Raw genomic sequence first — 18,038 nt, 5'->3', positions numbered from 1 at the left:
CCCAACAAAAAACCCGCCTTGCGGCGGGTTTTTCGCGGGGATCGCGTAATCCGGGTGGATTACTTGATCTTGCCTTCCTTGTACGGGACGTGCTTGCGCACGACCGGATCGTACTTGGAGAACTCCATCTTCCCCGGGGTGTTCTTCTTGTTCTTGTCGGTGGTGTAGAAGTGACCGGTACCGGCGGTCGAAATCATACGGACCTTATCGCGCTTGCCTGCCATGATCGTTTACTCCTCAGACCTTTTCGCCGCGCGAACGCAGCTCAGCCAGAACGGAATCAATGCCGTTCTTGTCGATGGTGCGCAGTGCATGCGCGGAAACACGAAGCTTCACCCAGCGGTTTTCGCTGGCAACCCAGAAGCGACGTTCGTGCAGGTTCGGCAGGAAACGACGACGGGTCTTGTTGTTGGCGTGCGAGACGTTGTTACCCGTCTGCACTCCCTTGCCGGACACCTGGCATTTACGGGACATTGCGCACCTCGATAGTAGTCATTGTCAGCCCATAGCCCGGGCGACGGCGGCCTCGGCGGTGACCCGCCACACGTCAAGAGAATCAAAGGGTTACGCTGTCGAAGGCGAGCCGGAGGACGTGTTCCCGGCCGCCAGCCAGGTCGAAACCGGGCACAGCGAGCCGCGCATTATGCACGGCAACGCCGGGCAGCGCAAGGGGTTATCCACAGGGGAAGCCTGAATGTGGCGCTTCTGCCTCTGTACGTGGTCTCGGCCCGGATGTTGTACTCCAGCTACGACCCCGCCCCTGCCGTCGTCATTAGGTTGGCTAAACGGCTCGGGAAGAAAGAACCGCCGCAAGGCGGTTTTTTCATGCTCGGAAATCATTGGATACTCGAACTTCCCCACTTCGGAGCCGCCGATGCGATTGCTGGTCGTGACCTACGGGACCGAGGGCGACACCCGGCCGCTGGCGATGCTGTGCCATGGGCTGATGCAGGCCGGGCACGAGGTGATGCTGCTGGCCGAGGGCGGCACGCTGGAATCGGCGCGGGTGCTGGGGGTTCCGCATGCGGCGCTGGAGGGCGACATCCATGACGAGGTGGTGGCACTGGTGTCGCGTAGGAATGATCTGGGTGCGGCGGCGCGCGGGTTGGCGCGGATGGCGGCGCGGCATGTGCCGGCGTGGATGCGGCAGGCGGATGCGGCGGCGGTGGGGTGCGATGCGGTGCTGACCGGCGGGCTGGCTGCGTTTGTGGGCATGAGCGTAGCGGAGCGGCATGGCATTCCGGTGATCGGGTTGGGGATGATTCCGCTGACCCCTACCCGGCTGTTTCCTACGCCGTTTCTGCCGCGCCTGAGGCTGCCGGGCGTGTTGAACCGGTGGAGCTACAGCGCGGTAAACCACGCGGTGTGGCGAACCTTCAAATGGCCGATCAATGAAGCGCGCCAAGCGATGGGCATGCCGGCGCGACGGTCGCTGTGGCGCGACGTGCCGATGTTGTATGGCATCTCGCCCAGTCTGTTGCCGGAGCCGGCGGATTGGCCGGCCGATCATCATGTGTGTGGGCAGTGGCGTGCGCCGGATCTGGGATGGCAGCCAGATGCGGAGCTGCAGGCGTTTCTGGATGCGGGCCCTGCCCCGGTCTATCTAGGCTTCGGCAGCATGGCCGGGTTTGATCGGGAGCAGGTGCTGCCTGCGTTGCTGGGCGCGTTGGCACCACGCCGGGTGCTGTTGTCGCCGGGGTGGGCGGGTTTGCCGGAAATGACGCTGCCGCCGTCGGTGTTCGTCGTGGGCGCGGTGCCGCATGAGGCACTGTTCCCGCGTTGTGCGTTTGTCATCCATCACGGCGGCAGCGGGACGACGCACTCCGCGTGTCGTGCGGGGGTGCCGTCGTTGGTGATGCCGTTCGCGGCGGATCAGTTTTTCTGGGCGCGGCGACTTCAGGAACTGGGCGTGGCACCCGGGGCGTTGTCGGTGAAGCGGTTGGATGTGGATTCGCTTGCGCGGGCGATCGGGTTTGCAGAATCGCCGCCCGCGCGAGAGCGGGCGGCGATGTTGGGACAGGCGATGGCGGCGGAAGATGGTGTGGCAGCGGCGGTAGCGTACGTCGAGCAGATGATTACCGCGCAGGGCGGTGCAGCGCGCGGTAGAGGACGGGCAGTACCAGCAAGGTGAGCAGCGTGGAGGACACGATGCCACCGATGACGACTGTGGCCAAGGGGCGCTGTACCTCGGAACCGGCACCGACGTTGAAGGCCATCGGTACGAAGCCGAGTGAGGCGACCAGCGCGGTCATCAGCACCGGGCGCAGGCGGCCGAGTGCGCCTTCGCGTACGGCGTCGTTCAGGGCAAGGCCGTTGTCGCGCAGGCTGCGTACGAAGCTGATCATCACCAGGCCATTGAGCACCGCCACGCCGGACAGGGCGATGAAGCCGACGCCGGCGGAGATCGACAGCGGAATACCGCGTGCGGCCAGCGCGAGCACACCACCGGTGAGCGCGAGCGGTACGCCGCTGAACACGATGGCGGCGTCCTTGATCGAACCGAACGCCCAGAACAGCAGCGCGAAGATCAGCAGCAACGTCACCGGCACCACGACAGCCAGACGCTGGCTGGCGGAGATCAGCTGTTCGAAGCTGCCGCCGTACTCCACCCAGTAGCCGTTGGGTACCTGCACGTTCTGGTTGATGGCCCGCTGCAGCTCGCCGACGAAACTACCCAGGTCGCGGTCGCGCACGTTGGCGGTGACCACGATGCGGCGCTTGCCGTTCTCGCGGTTGATCTGGTTCGGGCCCTCGCTGTTGGTCAAGGTGGCCAGCTCGCGCAGCGGCACAGTGCGGGCACTGCCGCTGGTCCAGTTGTCAGCACGGCTGGATTCGTCGGCATCCCCACCGGCCAGCGCCGGCTCCAGCGATACCGGCAGGTCAGCCAGCGCGGCCGGATCCTGGCGCAGCATCTCAGGCAGGCGCACCACGATGTCGAACCGGCGATCGCCCTCGAACAGCTGCCCGGCCACCTGACCGCCGACTGCGGTGGCGACGGTGGACTGCACCTGCCCGGGATTCAGCCCGTACCCGGCCAGCGCGGCACGGTTCGGGGTCACCGTAAGCAACGGCAGCCCGCTGGTTTCCTCCACCCGCACGTCAGCCGCACCCGGCACCTGGCCGGCCACGCTGGCGATGCGCCTGCCCACTGACAACAACGTATCGAGGTCGTCGCCGAACACCATCACCGCCACGTCCGCGCGCACGCCGGAGATGAGTTCATTGGTGCGCATCTGGATCGGCTGGGTGAACTCGTAGTTGTTGCCGGGCAGCTGCTCGACGGCCTCCTCAAGTTCAGCCAGCAGCACCGCGCGCGGTTTGCGGGGATCGGGCCAGTCCTTGCGGGGCTTCATCATGATGAAAGTGTCAGCCACCGAGGGCGGCATCGGATCGGAGGCGACCTCGGGCGTGCCGATCTTGGAGAACACCTTGCTCACTTCCGGAAACTGCACCAGCCGGTTCTCGATCAGCGTCTGCATCTGCACCGACTGGGTCAGGCTGGTGCCGGGAATACGCATGGCGTGCATGGCGACATCGCCCTCGTCCAGGTTCGGCACGAACTCGCTGCCCAGGCGGGTGGCGAGCAGGGTACAGGCCACCACCAGCACCGCAGCGCCACCGACCATCCAGCGCCCACGGCGCAGCGAGAAGTCCAGCGCGGGGGCATAGCGGCTGCGCACCCACGCCATCAGCCGGTTCTCCTTCTCCTGCACGCGGCCGCCGAGGAACAGCGCGATCGCCGCCGGCACGAAGGTCAGTGCCAGCACCATTGCACCGGTAAGGGCCAGCACCACGGTGATGGCCATGGGGTGGAACATTTTTCCTTCCACGCCACTGAGCGCGAAGATCGGCAGGTACACGGCGGTGATGATGCCCAGCCCGAACAGACTGGGGCGGATCACCTCGGCGGTGGCGCTGGCGGTTTCCGCGAAGCGTTCGGCCACGGTCATGTCGCGCCCGAGGGCGTGCTGGCGCTCACCGAAGCGACGCAGGCAGTTCTCGATGATGATCACCGCACCATCGACGATCAGGCCGAAGTCCAACGCGCCCAGGCTCATCAGATTGGCCGACACCCCGCCCCTCGCCATGCCGGTGAGGGTGAACAGCATCGCCAGCGGAATCACCGCGGCGGTAATCAGTGCAGCGCGGAAATTTCCCAGCAGCAGGAACAGCACCACGATCACCAGCAACGCACCTTCGATCAGGTTCTTCGCCACGGTCTGGATGGTGCGGTCGACCAGCGCGGTGCGGTCGTAGCTGGCGGTGACGGTGACACCTTCGGGCAAGCTGCGCTGGGCCTGCTGCAGCCGGGCGGCGGCGGCCTGGGCGACCTCGCGGCTGTTGGCCCCGATCAGCATCACCACGGTGCCCATCACCACTTCATGCCCGTTCTGGGTGGCCGCGCCGCTGCGCAGTTCGGGACCGTCCTTGACCTCGGCCACGTCGTGCACGTGAATCGGCACGCCTTCGCGGCGGGCCAGCACGATGTTGCCAATCTCGTCCAGGTTGGCGACCTGGCCGGGAACGCGCACCAGGAACTGCTGGCCGTTGCGCTCGATATAGCCGGCACCGACATTCTGGTTGTTGGTTTCCACCGCCTGGGCGACATCCTCCAGGGTGAAACCCAGCGCGCGCAGGCGCGCCGGGTCAGGCGTGATGTGCACCTGACGCTGGAAGCCACCGATGGTGTTGACCTCGGTTACCCCGGGCACATTGCGCAGCTGCGGCCGGATCACCCAGTCCTGCAGGGTGCGCAGGTCAGTGGCGGTGTACGCACTTCCATCGGGCTTGCGCGCCTTGGGATCGGCATCGACGGTGTACATGAAGATCTCACCGAGGCCGGTGGCAATCGGCCCCAGCTGCGGATCCAACCCGGCTGGAATCTGCGATTTCACCTGCTGCAGGCGTTCGGCCACCTGTTGCCGGGCAAAGTAGATATCGGTGCCGTCCTCGAACACCACGGTGACCTGGGACAGGCCGTAGCGCGACAGCGAGCGCACCTGCTCCATCCGCGGCAGGCCGGCCATCACCGTCTCCACCGCGTAGGTGATGCGCTGTTCGGCCTCCAGTGGCGAGTAGCCCGGCGCAGCGGTGTTGATCTGCACCTGCACGTTGGTGATGTCGGGAGTGGCGTCGATCGGCAGCCGGGTGAAGCTCCAGATGCCCACCGCGATCAGCGCCAGGGTGAGCATCATCATCAACCAGCGGTGCGCGATGGACGCGCCGATGATGCGTTCCAGCAGCGGCAGTCGCTCAGTGCTCATGCGCGGCCCCCGCCTTGCCGATATCGGCTTTGATCACGTAGCTCTGTTCGACCACGACCAGCTCACCGACGCTGAGCCCCTCCAGTACCTCAGCCTTCTGCGCGTCGCGCGCGCCGAGCTTCACCGGGCGCGCGGTGTAGGTGTCGCCAGTACGCACGAACACCACGTCCTGGCCATCGAGGGTCTGCACGGCAGTGAGTGGCACCACCTGCGCCGCGGCGGTGGTCGCCACGACGATGCGCGCCTTCACCGCCGCACCGGGCCGCCACAGGCCATCGTCATTGCGCAGCGACGCGCGGGCAACGGTGCTCTGGCTGGCGGTGGCGGTGCCGGGCAACACGCGTTCCAGCGTGGTGGTCTGGCTGACGCCGTCGGTCATGCGCGACACGGTGACCGGCACACCGGCGGTGATGTGCTGGGTGTCGTTACCGAAGATGTGCAGGTCCACCCACAGCGTGGATAGATCGCCGATCTCGAACAAGGGCGTGCCCTCGCCTGCCACGCCGCCGACCTGCGCTTGGCGTGCCAGCACCACGCCGCTGATCGGCGCGCTGACGGTATACGTCGACAAGCTCAGATTGCTGTCGATGCTGGCCAGCACCTGCCCGGCCTTGACGTGGTCGCCGACGTTGGCGCGCAGCGTGCGGATCGGGCCGGGGAAGCGCGCCATCACCTGGGCGACGCGACCGTCGACCGGGGTCAGCAGGCCCTGCACGTCGTGTTCGTCGGCGATGGTACCCGCGGTCACCGCCGCGACGCGGATGCCGGCCTGCTCAGCCATGGCGGCGGAAATGGTGGTGCGCTGCGGCCCTTCATCCTCATGGTTGTCGTCGTGTTCGTCGGACCCGGCCGCCTCGCCGGGACCATGGCCATGAGCGGCTTCGGTGTCGGTCGCGGTTTCGGATGATGCGTCTTTGCCGCATCCACTAAGGGCGAGCACGGCGAGCAGTACGGCAGCGGCCAGAACGGTATGGGAGCTGAAAACAGTCATGGGCGGTCCTCCGTGGACATGGCAACGGACGAGGGGGGGGTGACGTCGCTGGCGAGCAGGCTCTGCCCGGTCAGGCGCTGGAGTTCGATCAGGCCGGTCTGTGCGGCCATGGCCGCATCCAGCTGGCGTTGCCGCGCTTCAATACGCAGCGCCTGCAGTTGCGCCCACTCCATGTAGCTGACCGCGCCTGCGCGCCATGCGGTTTCGGCGGCCTTTTCTGCCCGCTGCAGCTGCGGCAGCACATCGCGCGCCAGCCGCGTCACTTCCAGCCGCGCGGTCTGGTAACGCCCATGGGCTTCCGCCAGGGTGGCGTACAGCTGCAGTTCGCGCGCCTGCCGTTCAATACCGTTCAGCGCGCGCTCGGCTTCGGCCGCACGGACCTCCGGCTCGGCGCGGCGCACACTGCCCAGGGGCAGGCTGAAGCCGGCCACCAGCGACGTGTCACGGCTGTCGCGGCTGTTTCGCACCCCTACCTGCCAGTTGAAATCAGGCCGGGCCTGGGTGCGGGCCAGCTGCAGTTGGGCGTCGCGGATGCGGCCCTCGCCGGCCAGCACGGCCAGTTCCGGCGTGCCCTGCAGCAGGTCAGTCAGAACGCTGAGGTCCTGCAGGGCCGGCAGCTGCAGGGGGTTGCCACTGACGATGTCGAAGTCGGGCTCGCGTTGCTGCCACAGCGCGGCCAGCGCGACTTTGGCCGACAGCGCCATCTGCAGCGCGCGGTCGCGGTCCAGTTCGGCCTGGGCCAGTTGCGCCTGTGCAGTCAGCAGCACCGATTCCGGCGAGGCACCCGCCTGCAGCCGCAGGCGCGCGGCGGCAACCGCACGTCGTCGCTGCTCGATGTCGGTGCGGGCAATCTCCAACTGCTGCACTGCCTGGGTCACCGCCAGATAGCGACGGGCCACTTCCGCCATCAGGTCCAGCCGCGCGATCTCGCGCTGCGGAGCGAGTGCATCCAGATTGGCCTGGGCCAGGGTGCGGCGCGCATCCAGCTTGCCGCCACGCTCCAGCACGCCGCCCAGGCTGACGGTGAGTTCGGCAGCGTCGAAACCGCGCGCGGCTCCGGTGCCCAGCGCATTCTCCAGCTCCACGCCGAAGGTGAGCGGTGGCCGCAGCGTGGCCGCGTCGCGGCGGGCCTCCAGCGCCGAGCGCTGGGCGTCGACCAGACGCAGGTCGGGATGCTGGCGGGCGACGCGGGCGATGGCGTCGTCGAGGGTCAACGCGGGCGCAATCGCGCCGGGAACCGGGCGTTCGGCGCTATGTTGAACAGGAATAGCGGGCGGCGTGCCCTGCGCATAGGCGCAAGGCACGAACGCCAGGGCCGCAATCGCGGCCATGTGCGTCCACATGGGAATCTCCAGATAGCAGAAAGGTCGAGCGAACGCGGCACGCGGCCGCCTGGCATCAACCGGCTATCGGGGGGCGCAGCAGGTTTTCGGGCGGCTGCGTATGCAGCGCATCGTCGAGCCCGGTCGGCACGCCGTGGGCCGATACTGGCGGCAGCTGCCAGCTGGGTGCGGCAAAGGCGAGCATTCCGCCTTGACCGTGGCAATGGCCACAGTGCACCAATACATGCAGCAGGCGGGTGCCAGCATCGTCGTCGTCATGCCCGTCGTCATGGTCCGGCTCCGACACGGGGTGCGACACCGGGGGGTGGTCTGCATGCGACAGCGCATGCAGATCACCCAGCGCTGACGCCAGCGCGCCACCGGCGGTACCCAGCAGCATCACCGCCAGCAGAAGCAGGCGGAGCGGCAACGGACAACGGTGGCGCAGGCGGGACAGCATGGCCGGCAGGGTAGCGGCCGCCGTGCTCGTTACACAATCGCAGGGCCGAGCTCGATTCATACGGCGGTGCCGCGCGGGACCTCTTCCATGCGCAGGGACAGCGTCTGGCGCAGATGGCCGAGGTCACGGAACTCGCGCGCGGGCGGCACCGTGTTGTCGGAATCAGCAGCGTCGGCCACCTGCAGGCGCAGTCCGCCGGTTGTGGTCGCCACCACGCGCTGGGCGACCAGTTCGCCCGCACCGGACCGATACACCAACCACGGTTCTCCGGCGTCGGGTTCAATCAGCCGGTAGGTACCGATACGCGAAAGGTCGCCACTGCAGGCGGCGATCGCCGCGCGCCGGCGACGCGCTGACTGGGCCTGCTCGGCACTGCACGGCTCAGGGGTACTGTGCAACCCGCCCGGCCCCGGCATGGGGACCTTGAGCAGGTAATCGCACTGCATCTCACCGCTGTGGGTCAGTGGGCCCGGCGGGATGGTGCGGCCCGGGTCGAAGCCGGCACGAAGGCGGTTGTTCTCGCTGGCGTCGGCGTCCTCCACCCGAAGAGTGGGAATACGCAGGCGTGGTCCGACACCGGAAATCCCATTGATGCTGCCGGCATAGCCGTTGCTGAGCAGCGCGACCCAACGACGTACGCCTGACAGATGTCCACGCTGCTGCTGGTCGTGCGTGATGCGCTGCGCAGCGACATGGCTGAACACCCGTGCGCGCAGGTCGGCTGCCGATTCGTAGGGGCTGTCCAGTTCGTCGGCGGCACCCTTCAAGTGGTAACTGGTCATCTGGTCCAGCGCGACCACCCGCAGGCCAGCCCGATTTGCCGCGTCCAACACGGCCAGATACGTGTTGCCCCCGCGTGCGTCGGTCATGTGGCCGGTATCAATGAGGCGCATGAAGTGCTCCACTTCCGGCGACAGCAAGCCCGTTCGATGCAGGTTGTTCAGGTGCTTCTGGTGCAGGTCGCACTGCAGCTGGTCCAGATAGAGCGTATCCACACCCAACGCACGCAGCACCGGCATGTTCTGGATGAGCAGCTGCTTGCCCGCGCGCCCGGCATTGGCCTCGGCCACGATCAATCCAGGATTGGCCGAGAGCAGGCGGCGCAGGACATCGGCCGGTAGAGAACAGGCGTCCAGCGTCGGGGTGGTGACGCCGTGTGGTGGCGCAGGTACCGGCGTTGCCCGTACCTCGGCGAGCAATGCCGTGCGCGTTCGGTAGAACAGTTCCTGCGCGTGCTGCTCGGTGGAGCCGGGCCGCAGCAGATAATCCGGATCAAGCGCACGTCGCGAAGCGCGCAGCAGGCCGAGCAGCGTTCGCGCCTCTTTGGCGGGGATCAGAAACGGGGCCAGCGGAGCGGAGCGGAGCGCGGAAGGGCCGGAAGCGGTGGGCATGTGTCCATTGCGGACCTGCTGCAGTTCCGGTTGACCCGGCGGTCGCGGCAGTTCGGGGACCACATCGCGCGGCGCGGTTGTGCGCAGGCGGTGTCGTAGCGCGGTCAGGGCTTCCAGCATGGTTGCTACTCCTGAGGGTGACGCGCGCCGGACATGACGCGCGCCCCCACAGTAGTGATCTGCTGGAGTCAGACTGAGACGTGCTTTCCAGTATCGACAGAATCAATCGATTCCGATGCCAAAGCCGACATCACGGTGCGCGTCGCTCGGCGATGAAGGCCTGGATCTGCTGCTCCAGCACCGGCAGCGGCACCGAACCCTGCTTCAGCACGGCGTCGTGGAAGGCCCTGACGTCGAAGCGGTCACCAAGTTCCTTCTCGGCCTGCGCGCGCAATCGCACGATGGCGATCTCGCCCAGCTTGTAGCTCAACGCCTGGCCCGGCCAGGAGATGTAGCGGTCCACTTCGGTGGTGACTTCATGCTCGCTCAGCGCGGTGTGGTCGCGCAGGTAGGCCAGGGCCTGCTGACGGGTCCAGCCCTTGTGGTGCACACCGGTGTCGATCACCAGGCGCGCGGCACGCCACATCTCATAGGTAAGCCGGCCGAAGTCTTCGTACGGCGTTTCATAGATGCCCATTTCCACGCCGAGCTTCTCGCTGTACAGGCCCCAGCCTTCGCCATAGGCGGAGATGTAGGCATTACGGCGGAACTCCGGCTGTTCGCCCTGCTCGGCGGCCAGCGCACCCTGTAGCGCATGGCCCGGGTCGGATTCGTGCAGGGTCAGTGCGGGCAGGTTGTACAGCGGACGGGCCGGCAGGTTGTAGGTGTTCAGCCAGTAGGTGCCCATGCCGCCGCGGCCGGCGGTCCAGAACGGCGCGATGTCCGGCGGCACTGGCACGATGGTGAAGCGGGCGCGCGGCAGGGTCATGTACTTGCCGATCTGGCCATCGATGCGCTTGGATATCCACGCCGCGCGGTACAGCAGCTCGTTGGGGGTCTTGGCGTAGAACTGCGGGTCGGTGCGCAGGAAGGTGAGAAACTCGGCGAAGCTGCCCTTGAACCCCACCTGCTGGATGATGGTGTTCATCTCTGCCTGGATGCGCGCCACTTCCTTCAGCCCGATCTCGTGGATCTGCTGCGGGGTGAGATCGAGCGTGGTGTATTCGTGGATCTGCTGCTGGTAGTAGGCCTTGCCATCCGGCAGCGCTTCGGCGGCCAGGGTGGTGCGGGCCTGCGGCACGTATTCGTTGAGGAAGAAGGTGCGCAGCTTGCCGAACGCGGGCACCACGCTGTTGCTGATGGCCTGGCGCGCCTGCGCCTGCAGCTGCGCCTGTTCGGCGGCGGGAATGCTGGCCGGCAGCTTCTTGAAGGGCGCGTATAACGGCGATTCGGTCGGATCCTTCAGGTCGGCGACCATGCTGATCGCCACTTCGCGGCCATCCAGCACGGCGCGTGGCACGCTGAAGCCACGCTTCAGGCCGGCACGCATGTTGTCGGTCTGCTGGTCGAAATAACGCGGCACATCATTCAGGCGCGCGATGTAGTTCTGGTAGTCCTTGGCGGTCTTCATTTCGCGGCGCGCCATGAACGACAGGTTGGACCAGAACGACGAGTCCGAGTTGAACGGCATCTCGTAGCCGCGCAGGCGCACTTCGGCGGCCAGGTTGAAGACCTGGTCGCGGTAGATCGCGTAGTTGACCTGGTTGGCCGGCGACAGTGCCTTGACGTCCACCTTGTCCAACTGGGCCAGCACGTCGTCCCAGACCTTCAGGCGCGCCTGCTGGGCGGCGGCACCGACGTCGGGCATGCGGGTGGCCTGGGCCGGGCCGTCGCCATCCTCGCTGGCTTCGCCGCCACCGGCCTGGCGCCAGGCCCATTCCTTCTCGTAGATGCCACGGAACGCGGCGTCAGCCGGTGATTCGGTGGCCACGCTGGCCGGAGCGGCCGTGGTGGCGGGCGGTGCGGCGTAAACGGCGGCCGGCAGGGACAAGGCGAGCAGCAGGGCAACAGACAGACGGGTATTCACGCAGACGGGTTCCCGGGGAAGGCGAACCCCGATCATGGCACCCCGGGTTCAGTCCGGCATGTATCGAACGTTGGGGGTCAATGTTCGGCACGATCGCGCTTCCAGCCGCGATGTTTGATGTCCAGGTGCAGGCTGTACAAGGCGGTGAAGGCCGGGAACAGGTTCTGCAGCACGCCCACTGAGTCCTGCTTGGCCGAGAACAGGAAGTAGCTCAGGGTCATCAGGCTGCCGACCACGCTCATGTACCAGAACAGCCGCGGGATCACCGGCTTGCCGGCGCGGCGCGAGGCGATGAACTGCACCAGCCAGCGCCCGCCGAACATCAGCGCGCCGGTGTAGCCGATCAGCTTCCAGCCGGTGACATGCAGGCCGGTCCAGAACAGCCAGGTGATCGGTTGATCCAGCCAGTGCAGTTCCATCAGCGTTCTTCCACGGCGGTACGCCGGCTGCGGGTGATCAACCAGGCCACCCCGCGCAGGTCACGGATGCCGACCAGGGCGCGGCCGAGGTTGTTGTACTTGGAGACACCGGCGGTGCGATGGCGGTGATTGACCGGCACGCTCACCGTCTGCCAGCCGGCACGCTGCATCAGCGCGGGCAGGTAGCGATGCATGTGGTCGAAGTAAGGCAGGTCGAGGAAGGCGGCGCGCTCGAACAGCTTGATACCGCAGCCGGTATCGGGCGTGGCATCACGCAGCATGCGGGCGCGGATGGCGTTGGCCCACTTGCTGGCCCAGCGCTTGCTGCCGCTGTCCTGGCGGTTGACCCGCCAGCCGGCAAACAGCTTCACCGCCGCCTGCGCGGCATCGCGCGCGACCAGCAGGCGCGGAATGTCGGCCGGGTCATTCTGGCCGTCGCCGTCCAGAGTGGCGATCCACGGCGCACGTGCGGCCTTGACCCCGGTGCGGACCGCGGTGCTCTGGCCGCTCTGTGTGACGTGATGGAACACGCGCAGTTCGGGGGTGGTGGCCTTGAGCGCAGTGAGCACGGCCAGGGTGTCATCGGTGGAGTGATCGTCGACGTAGACGATCTCGAACGCCGCGCGGCCGCGCAGGGTCGCGGTGATCTCGTCGATCAGAGGTTGGACGTTGTCGCGTTCGTTGAACACCGGGACGACGACCGACAGCTGGGGTTCGCTCATGATCGTGACCTGCGGTGGTGGGAACGCGCAGCCACGCAGGGCGTGGCTCTACGGGGGCGGGCAAGCCTGGGGGCCATGTGGGAGATGGGTTCGCGGCCGTTGAAGGTCCGCGCATTCTCCGTAGGCAACGTTATCCGAAGATGAATACCCGGGCGGGAATCAGGCGCGGTCGCCGAAATAATCGCGGCACCAGTCGACCACGGGCGGCAACCCGCGCTCGATGGGCGTGGCCGGTTCATAGCCAAAAGCGTCATGTGCACGGCGCGTGTCGGCCATGGTACGGACCATGTCGCCGGGCTGCATCGGCTTGTAGACCTTGTGCGCCGGGCGTCCGGCGGCGGCCTCGATGATGCCGATGAACTGCTCCAGCTCGATCGGAGTGTGGTTGCCGAGATTGAAGACACGGTGCGGAACGTCCTCGCTGGACGGATGCGCCAGCGCGCCGAGGATACCGCTCACAATGTCGGAAACGTGTGTGAAGTCGCGCTGCATCTTGCCGTCGTTGAACACCTCGATGGGGCGGCCGGCCAGCACCGCGCGCGAGAACAGCAGCGGGGCCATGTCCGGCCGGCCCCAGGGGCCGTACACGGTGAAGAAGCGCAGGCCGGTGGCACGCAGCCCATACAGCTGGGCGTAGGTGTAGGCCATCAGTTCGTTGGCGGCCTTGGTCGCCGCGTACAGCGAGCGCGGGCGGTCGATGCGCTGGTCTTCCGAGAACGGCGGCGTGGCCGAGTCGCCGTACACCGAGCTGCTGGAGGCGTACACCAGGTGCTGCACGCCACGGTGGCGGCACAGCTCGAGCATGTTGACGAAGCCGGCCAGGTTGCTGTCCACGTAGGCGTGCGGGTTCTGCAGCGAGTAGCGCACACCGGCCTGGGCGGCCAGGTGGATCACGGCGGTGGGCTGCACTTCATCGAACAGCGCGGCCAGTCCCTCGCGGTCGGTCAGGTCCAGCGCGCGGATATCCACGCCCGGACACAGCGCGGCGACGCGGTCGCGCTTGATCTGCGGGTCGTAGTAGTCGTTGTAGTTGTCCAGCCCGACCACGGATTCACCACGCTCGACCAAGGCCCGGCAGGTGTTGGCACCAATGAAGCCGGCAGCACCGGTAACGAGGATGGTCATGCGCTCGATCAACCCTTGCGGGCGCGCAGCTTTTCCAGCACGCCGTCCAGGGTGTCCAGGTCGGTATAGTGGATGATCAGCTTGCCCTTGCCGCCGCGACCGTGGTTGATCGCCACGCGTGCGCCGAGCGATTCGGACAGTTCGGTTTCCAGCGAGGCAATGTCGGCCTGCGGGGCACCCGGGCTGGGCTTCTTGCGCAGGTTGCCGGGCACCTTGCCGGCAGCAAACTGCTGGGCGCGATGTTCCACCTCACGTACCGACCAGCCCTGGTCGGCCGCTTCCTGGGCCAGCTTGCTGGCCAGTTCCGGGGCCAGGGTCAGTAACGCGCGGGCGTGACCCATTTCCAGGCGGCGGCTTTCCAGCAGCACGCGGATGGCAACCGGCAGTTCCAGCAGGCGCAGCAGGTTGGACACCGCCGCACGCGAACGGCCCACGGCCTGTGCGGCTTCGGCATGGGTCAGGGTGAATTCGGAGATCAGCCGCTGCAGTGCTTCGGCTTCTTCCAGCGGGTTGAGGTCTTCGCGCTGGATGTTCTCGATCAGCGCCATCGCGATGACGGTGCGGTCTTCCAGCTCGCGCACCACCACCGGCACTTCGTCCAGCCCGGCCAGCTGCGAGGCGCGCCAGCGGCGTTCGCCGGCGACGATCTCATAGCTGTCAGCCGCCAGCTGACGCACCAGGATCGGCTGGATCACGCCCTGTGCCTTGATCGACTCGGCCAGCTCGTCGAGCTTGGTCGGGTCCATCTCGCGGCGCGGCTGGTACTTGCCCGGCTGCAGCTGCTTCACCGGCAGCTTGCGCAGCACCTCACCCGGCAGCGGTTCGACCACCGCCGTAGCCTGCTGCACCTGGGTCACCGCGCCCTTGGGCCCGAGCAGGGCGTCGAGGCCACGGCCGAGGCCGCGTTTCTTGCCGAGGGCGGGCTTGCTGGTCATCAGGCGGTCTCCATGGCCGTACCGGCCGTGTTGCGTTGGTGGTTGCGGCGGATGATCTCGCCGGCCAACCCGAGGTAGGCCACACCGCCGCGCGAGGCGCGGTCGTAGCCGACGATGCTCTGCCCATGGCTGGGCGCTTCGGCCAGGCGCACGTTGCGCGGCACGATGGTGCGGAACACGCGGTCACCGAAATGCTCGGTGAGCTCGGCCGAGACCGCGTTGGCGAGGTTGTTGCGCACATCGAACATGGTGCGCAGCACACCTTCGATTTCCAGCGTGGGGTTCAGATTGGCACGCAGTGCTTCGATGGTTTCCACCAGCGCGCTCAGGCCTTCCAGCGCGTAGTACTCGCACTGCATCGGCACGATCACCGAATCGGCGGCGGCCAGGGCATTCAGAGTCAGCAGCGACAGCGCCGGCGGGCAGTCGATCAGGATGAAGTCGTACTGGTCGCGGATCGGAGCCAGGGCACGCTTGAGGCGCTGCTCGCGCTCGCCCTGGTCCATCAGCTGGATCTCGGCGGCGGTCAGGTCGATGTTGCCCGGCAGCAGGTCGTAGCCTTCCGGCGCGGTGACCCGTACCTGCTCGGCGGTGACTTCACCCAGCAGCAGGTCGCAGGTGGACGCGACCACTTCGCGCTTGTCCACGCCACTGCCCATGGTTGCGTTGCCCTGCGAATCGAGGTCGACCAGCAGCACGCGCTTGGGCGCAGCAGCCAGGGCAGCGGCCAGATTGACGGCGGTCGTGGTCTTGCCGACGCCACCTTTCTGGTTGGCGATGGCGATGATGCGGGCCATGCGGGTGAGCCTCATCGGCAGGGAGTGGGACTGGTCATTATGCGTATAAGGGGCGTGTCATGCACTGTGAGATGCGCCGGAAGGCTCTTGCGACCTACCCGGCGGCGGCTCACGGACCGGCCACCACCACCAGATGACGCTCGCCGGTCAAGCCCGGCACATGCAGCGGCAGCACGGTTTCCACGGTCCAGCCGGCCGGCAGCTGGGCAATCTCGTCGTGGGGGTAAACGCCTTTCATGGCCAGCAGGCGGCCACCGGGGCGCAACAGGTGCCCACCGACCTCGATGATTCCGGCCAGGGTGTCCATCGCGCGCGCGGTCAGGTTGTCATATGCGCCCGGTTCGGCCAGCGCCTCGGCGCGGGATTCGGCCACGCGGGCGTTGGTCAGCCCGAGCTGGCGCACGGCCTCGCGCATGAAACGTGCCTTCTTGCCGTTGCTCTCCACCAGGGTGACCTGCAGCTGCGGCCGGGCGATGGCCAACGGAATGCCGGGCAGCCCGGGACCGGTGCCGAGGTCGGCCAGGGTGCCGCGCTCCAGGTGCGGCTGCATCGCCAGCGAGTCGAGCAGGTGGCGGGTGACCATCTCCAGTGGATCGCGGATGGCGGTCAGGTTGTAGGTCTTGTTCCAGCGGTCGAGCAGGGTCAGGTACTGCAGCAGCGGCGCGGCCAGGGCGGCGTCGAGCTGCATCGCGGCCAGGCCACGCTCAAGCGCGTCGGCCACACCGGGGGGAAGAGTGTGTGCGGTCATGCCGGCATTATCGCAGGGATTGCCGGAATGCCGGCTGCGCTCAGCGCACGTACCAGGCCAGTGCGGCGCGGAAGTCCGGGGCGGCCTGCCACTCGTGCAGGTGCCAGCGGCTGGCCGGGCCCAGTTCCGGGTCGCACCAGGCCAGGTGCAGGGCTCCATCAGCGCCCGGAGCCAGCTGCAACCGGTGCAGGCCGAACGAGATGCCCTGCCCCTGCGCCTTCAGCAGCGCCTCCTTGGCGCACCAGACCCGGAAGAACCAGTGGTTCAGACCGGCCTCGTCCAGGCCCAGCAGCCATTCCACCTCGGCCGGGTGGAAGAAGCGCTCGGTGATTTCGCGCATGCGCGGGCGTGGCCGCAGCGGTTCCAGGTCCACGCCGAGGCGCACGCCCTCGCCCAGTGCCACCAGCAGCAGGCCATGGCTATGGCTCCAGCCGGTGCCCAGGTGGGCCAGATGGCCGTCCAGCTCCGGCCGGCCGCGCTCGTCGCGCAGCAGTGGCAGGTCTTCGGGCTGGCCGCCCAGCTGTTCGGCCAGCAGCACGCGCGCCTGCGGCTCGCCGCGGGTGCCGTTGAGGTGGGGCAACCGCCAGACGGTCACCGGGCCAAAGCGCCACGGCCCTTCGAGGGTGGCCGGTAGGCTCATGCGAATGCGTTGTGGGTGCGATTGCACGGCAACTTCACGGCATCTGCCGTCAACTTGCGCCGTCGCATCGACAAACCGGGAGTCAAGATCATGGGCATCATCATCTGGCTGATCGTAGGTGGCGTGGTGGGCTGGCTGGCCAGCATCATCATGCGCCGCGATGCTCAGCAGGGCATCATCCTCAACATCGTGGTCGGCATTGTCGGCGCGTTGCTCGCCGGCTGGCTGTTCGGCGGTGGCATCAACGAAGCGATCACCATCCGCACGTTCCTGTTCTCGCTTATTGGCGCGGTGATCCTGCTGGCGATAGTGAACCTCTTCACCCGCAAGAGCATCCGGTAGTGCCGGCCGCTGGCCGGCAACCACGGAAAGCTTGGACCCGGCTTACCGCCGGGTCTTTTCATTTCAACCCAATTCCACCCACGCCGGCGCATGGTCGCTCGGCCGGTCCCAGGTACGCGGCTCGCGATCAATCCCGGCCGCCACCGCGCGTGCCTTCAGCGCATCGGACACCAGCGTCAGATCGATCCGCAGACCCAGATTGCGGCGGAAGCCCGCAGCGCGGTAATCCCACCAGCTGAACACCCCGTCCTCATCGTTGTGCAGACGGAAGGCATCGTGCAGGCCGAGCTGCTGCAGCTTGTGCAGGGCGCCGCGCTCGGCGGTGGAGGTGAGGATGTGATTCTCGTTCCACACCAGCGGGTCGTGGGTATCGCGGCCTTCGGGGGCAATGTTGAAGTCGCCCATCACGATCAGCTCCGGGTACTTCTTCAGTTCATCGGCGACCCAGGCATGCACGGCCTCCAGCCAGCGCAGCTTGTACTCGTACTTATCGGTACCGACATCCTGGCCATTGACCACGTAGAGGTTGATGATGCGTACGCCGTTTACGGTGCCGGCAATGGCGCGCTTCTGCTCGTCTTCAAAACCGGGAATGCCGATCTGCACGTCCTGTGCCGGTTCACGCGACAGCAGCGCCACGCCGTTGTAGGTCTTCTGCCCGGCAAACACGCTGCGATAGCCGTGCCCGGCCAGTACGGCGTCGGGGAACTTGTGGTCTTCCATCTTGGTTTCCTGGATGCCGACAACATCCGGGGCGAAGGCGGTGAGCCACTGTTCCAGGTGCGGCAGGCGCACGTTGAGCGAATTGACGTTCCAGGAGGCGATTTTCATGGAGGCATTCTACCGGTAGTGCCGG

At 67.0% G+C, this 18,038-nt stretch carries 18 protein-coding genes; 2 read left to right on the top strand and 16 right to left on the bottom strand.

Translation table 11 applies throughout. The features are described 5' to 3' along the window. Positions 1-59 precede the first annotated feature (59 nt). Together rpmG and rpmB are read right to left on the bottom strand one after the other, a co-directional pair. Complete coding sequence (gene rpmG, locus RT551_RS09255; RefSeq protein WP_170272460.1) at positions 60-227, bottom strand: 50S ribosomal protein L33; 168 nt, start codon at positions 225-227, stop codon at positions 60-62. A gap of 10 nt (positions 228-237) precedes the next feature. Further along, entirely contained in the window at positions 238-474 is a 237-nt protein-coding gene (rpmB, locus tag RT551_RS09250; protein WP_125362384.1) for a 50S ribosomal protein L28, read from the bottom strand. A gap of 400 nt (positions 475-874) precedes the next feature. Between rpmB and RT551_RS09245 the strand changes: the two genes are divergently transcribed. After that, on the top strand, positions 875-2,131 hold the full coding sequence (locus tag RT551_RS09245) for a glycosyltransferase (RefSeq protein WP_313457806.1): 1,257 nt from the start codon (positions 875-877) through the stop codon (positions 2,129-2,131). Here RT551_RS09245 and RT551_RS09240 read toward each other — a convergent pair. The 13 genes from RT551_RS09240 to RT551_RS09180 all read right to left on the bottom strand — a co-directional run bounded on the left by RT551_RS09240 (position 2,076) and on the right by RT551_RS09180 (position 16,840). Beyond that, positions 2,076-5,243, bottom strand: coding sequence for a CusA/CzcA family heavy metal efflux RND transporter (locus tag RT551_RS09240; RefSeq protein WP_313457914.1), 3,168 nt, complete (start codon positions 5,241-5,243; stop codon positions 2,076-2,078). The genes RT551_RS09245 and RT551_RS09240 overlap by 56 nt on opposite strands. A 10-nt stretch (positions 5,244-5,253) precedes the next feature. Next, a complete protein-coding gene (locus tag RT551_RS09235) occupies positions 5,254-6,255 on the bottom strand; it encodes an efflux RND transporter periplasmic adaptor subunit (protein WP_313457803.1) in 1,002 nt (333 codons plus the stop codon). Then, entirely contained in the window at positions 6,252-7,598 is a 1,347-nt protein-coding gene (locus RT551_RS09230) for a TolC family protein (protein ID WP_313457801.1), read from the bottom strand. The genes RT551_RS09235 and RT551_RS09230 overlap by 4 nt, the downstream gene beginning before the upstream one ends. 55 nt (positions 7,599-7,653) lie before the next feature. Beyond that, entirely contained in the window at positions 7,654-8,037 is a 384-nt protein-coding gene (locus RT551_RS09225) for a hypothetical protein (RefSeq protein WP_313457798.1), read from the bottom strand. A gap of 56 nt (positions 8,038-8,093) precedes the next feature. After that, a complete protein-coding gene (locus tag RT551_RS09220) occupies positions 8,094-9,548 on the bottom strand; it encodes a membrane-targeted effector domain-containing toxin (RefSeq protein ID WP_313457796.1) in 1,455 nt (484 codons plus the stop codon). A 130-nt stretch (positions 9,549-9,678) separates the two neighbouring features. After that, on the bottom strand, positions 9,679-11,490 hold the full coding sequence (locus tag RT551_RS09215; RefSeq protein WP_313457793.1) for a DUF885 family protein: 1,812 nt from the start codon (positions 11,488-11,490) through the stop codon (positions 9,679-9,681). Positions 11,491-11,531: 41 nt separating this feature from the next. Then, complete coding sequence (locus tag RT551_RS09210) at positions 11,532-11,873, bottom strand: lipid-A-disaccharide synthase N-terminal domain-containing protein (protein ID WP_282297052.1); 342 nt, start codon at positions 11,871-11,873, stop codon at positions 11,532-11,534. After that, positions 11,873-12,595, bottom strand: a complete 723-nt coding sequence (locus RT551_RS09205) for a glycosyltransferase family 2 protein (protein ID WP_313457790.1) — start codon at positions 12,593-12,595, stop codon at positions 11,873-11,875. Before RT551_RS09205 ends, RT551_RS09210 begins: the two co-directional genes overlap by 1 nt. A 159-nt stretch (positions 12,596-12,754) precedes the next feature. Beyond that, a complete protein-coding gene (locus RT551_RS09200) occupies positions 12,755-13,720 on the bottom strand; it encodes an NAD-dependent epimerase/dehydratase family protein (RefSeq protein WP_313457786.1) in 966 nt (321 codons plus the stop codon). Positions 13,721-13,728: 8 nt separating this feature from the next. Then, positions 13,729-14,655 (bottom strand): ParB/RepB/Spo0J family partition protein, encoded by a 927-nt coding sequence (locus RT551_RS09195; RefSeq protein ID WP_311193078.1) that lies wholly within the window; start codon positions 14,653-14,655, stop codon positions 13,729-13,731. Further along, entirely contained in the window at positions 14,655-15,452 is a 798-nt protein-coding gene (locus RT551_RS09190; protein WP_313457781.1) for a ParA family protein, read from the bottom strand. Before RT551_RS09190 ends, RT551_RS09195 begins: the two co-directional genes overlap by 1 nt. Before the next feature lie 109 nt (positions 15,453-15,561). After that, the gene (gene rsmG, locus RT551_RS09185) at positions 15,562-16,200 is read right to left on the bottom strand and encodes a 16S rRNA (guanine(527)-N(7))-methyltransferase RsmG (RefSeq protein WP_313457778.1); all 639 of its coding nucleotides are present in this window, start codon (positions 16,198-16,200) and stop codon (positions 15,562-15,564) included. Between the two features lie 40 nt (positions 16,201-16,240). After that, positions 16,241-16,840: a 4'-phosphopantetheinyl transferase superfamily protein gene (locus RT551_RS09180; protein WP_313457776.1), complete on the bottom strand. Its 600-nt coding sequence runs from the start codon at positions 16,838-16,840 to the stop codon at positions 16,241-16,243. A 90-nt stretch (positions 16,841-16,930) separates the two neighbouring features. Between RT551_RS09180 and RT551_RS09175 the strand changes: the two genes are divergently transcribed. After that, positions 16,931-17,182: a GlsB/YeaQ/YmgE family stress response membrane protein gene (locus RT551_RS09175; RefSeq protein ID WP_311193732.1), complete on the top strand. Its 252-nt coding sequence runs from the start codon at positions 16,931-16,933 to the stop codon at positions 17,180-17,182. 63 nt (positions 17,183-17,245) lie between these two features. Here the strand turns inward: RT551_RS09175 and xth are convergent, their stop codons facing one another. Next, on the bottom strand, positions 17,246-18,013 hold the full coding sequence (gene xth, locus RT551_RS09170) for an exodeoxyribonuclease III (RefSeq protein ID WP_313457774.1): 768 nt from the start codon (positions 18,011-18,013) through the stop codon (positions 17,246-17,248). Positions 18,014-18,038 lie beyond the last annotated feature (25 nt).

The sequence above is a fragment of the Stenotrophomonas sp. genome, from assembly GCF_032103445.1.
Lineage (GTDB): Bacteria > Pseudomonadota > Gammaproteobacteria > Xanthomonadales > Xanthomonadaceae > Stenotrophomonas.
This window is presented reverse-complemented; position numbering and strand designations above follow the sequence as displayed.

What these genes read in the sequence shown, in the direction of transcription:
- rpmB (WP_125362384.1), bottom strand. Translation starts at nt 474, where the DNA reads ATGTCCCGTAAATGCCAGGTGTCCGGCAAGGGAGTGCAGACGGGTAAC.
- RT551_RS09245 (WP_313457806.1), top strand. Translation starts at nt 875, where the DNA reads ATGCGATTGCTGGTCGTGACCTACGGGACCGAGGGCGACACCCGGCCG.
- RT551_RS09235 (WP_313457803.1), bottom strand. Translation starts at nt 6,255, where the DNA reads ATGACTGTTTTCAGCTCCCATACCGTTCTGGCCGCTGCCGTACTGCTC.
- RT551_RS09230 (WP_313457801.1), bottom strand. Translation starts at nt 7,598, where the DNA reads ATGTGGACGCACATGGCCGCGATTGCGGCCCTGGCGTTCGTGCCTTGC.
- RT551_RS09225 (WP_313457798.1), bottom strand. Translation starts at nt 8,037, where the DNA reads ATGCTGTCCCGCCTGCGCCACCGTTGTCCGTTGCCGCTCCGCCTGCTT.
- RT551_RS09220 (WP_313457796.1), bottom strand. Translation starts at nt 9,548, where the DNA reads ATGCTGGAAGCCCTGACCGCGCTACGACACCGCCTGCGCACAACCGCG.
- RT551_RS09215 (WP_313457793.1), bottom strand. Translation starts at nt 11,490, where the DNA reads ATGATCGGGGTTCGCCTTCCCCGGGAACCCGTCTGCGTGAATACCCGT.
- RT551_RS09210 (WP_282297052.1), bottom strand. Translation starts at nt 11,873, where the DNA reads ATGGAACTGCACTGGCTGGATCAACCGATCACCTGGCTGTTCTGGACC.
- RT551_RS09205 (WP_313457790.1), bottom strand. Translation starts at nt 12,595, where the DNA reads ATGAGCGAACCCCAGCTGTCGGTCGTCGTCCCGGTGTTCAACGAACGC.
- RT551_RS09200 (WP_313457786.1), bottom strand. Translation starts at nt 13,720, where the DNA reads ATGACCATCCTCGTTACCGGTGCTGCCGGCTTCATTGGTGCCAACACC.
- RT551_RS09195 (WP_311193078.1), bottom strand. Translation starts at nt 14,655, where the DNA reads ATGACCAGCAAGCCCGCCCTCGGCAAGAAACGCGGCCTCGGCCGTGGC.
- RT551_RS09190 (WP_313457781.1), bottom strand. Translation starts at nt 15,452, where the DNA reads ATGGCCCGCATCATCGCCATCGCCAACCAGAAAGGTGGCGTCGGCAAG.
- rsmG (WP_313457778.1), bottom strand. Translation starts at nt 16,200, where the DNA reads ATGACCGCACACACTCTTCCCCCCGGTGTGGCCGACGCGCTTGAGCGT.
- RT551_RS09180 (WP_313457776.1), bottom strand. Translation starts at nt 16,840, where the DNA reads ATGAGCCTACCGGCCACCCTCGAAGGGCCGTGGCGCTTTGGCCCGGTG.
- RT551_RS09175 (WP_311193732.1), top strand. Translation starts at nt 16,931, where the DNA reads ATGGGCATCATCATCTGGCTGATCGTAGGTGGCGTGGTGGGCTGGCTG.
- xth (WP_313457774.1), bottom strand. Translation starts at nt 18,013, where the DNA reads ATGAAAATCGCCTCCTGGAACGTCAATTCGCTCAACGTGCGCCTGCCG.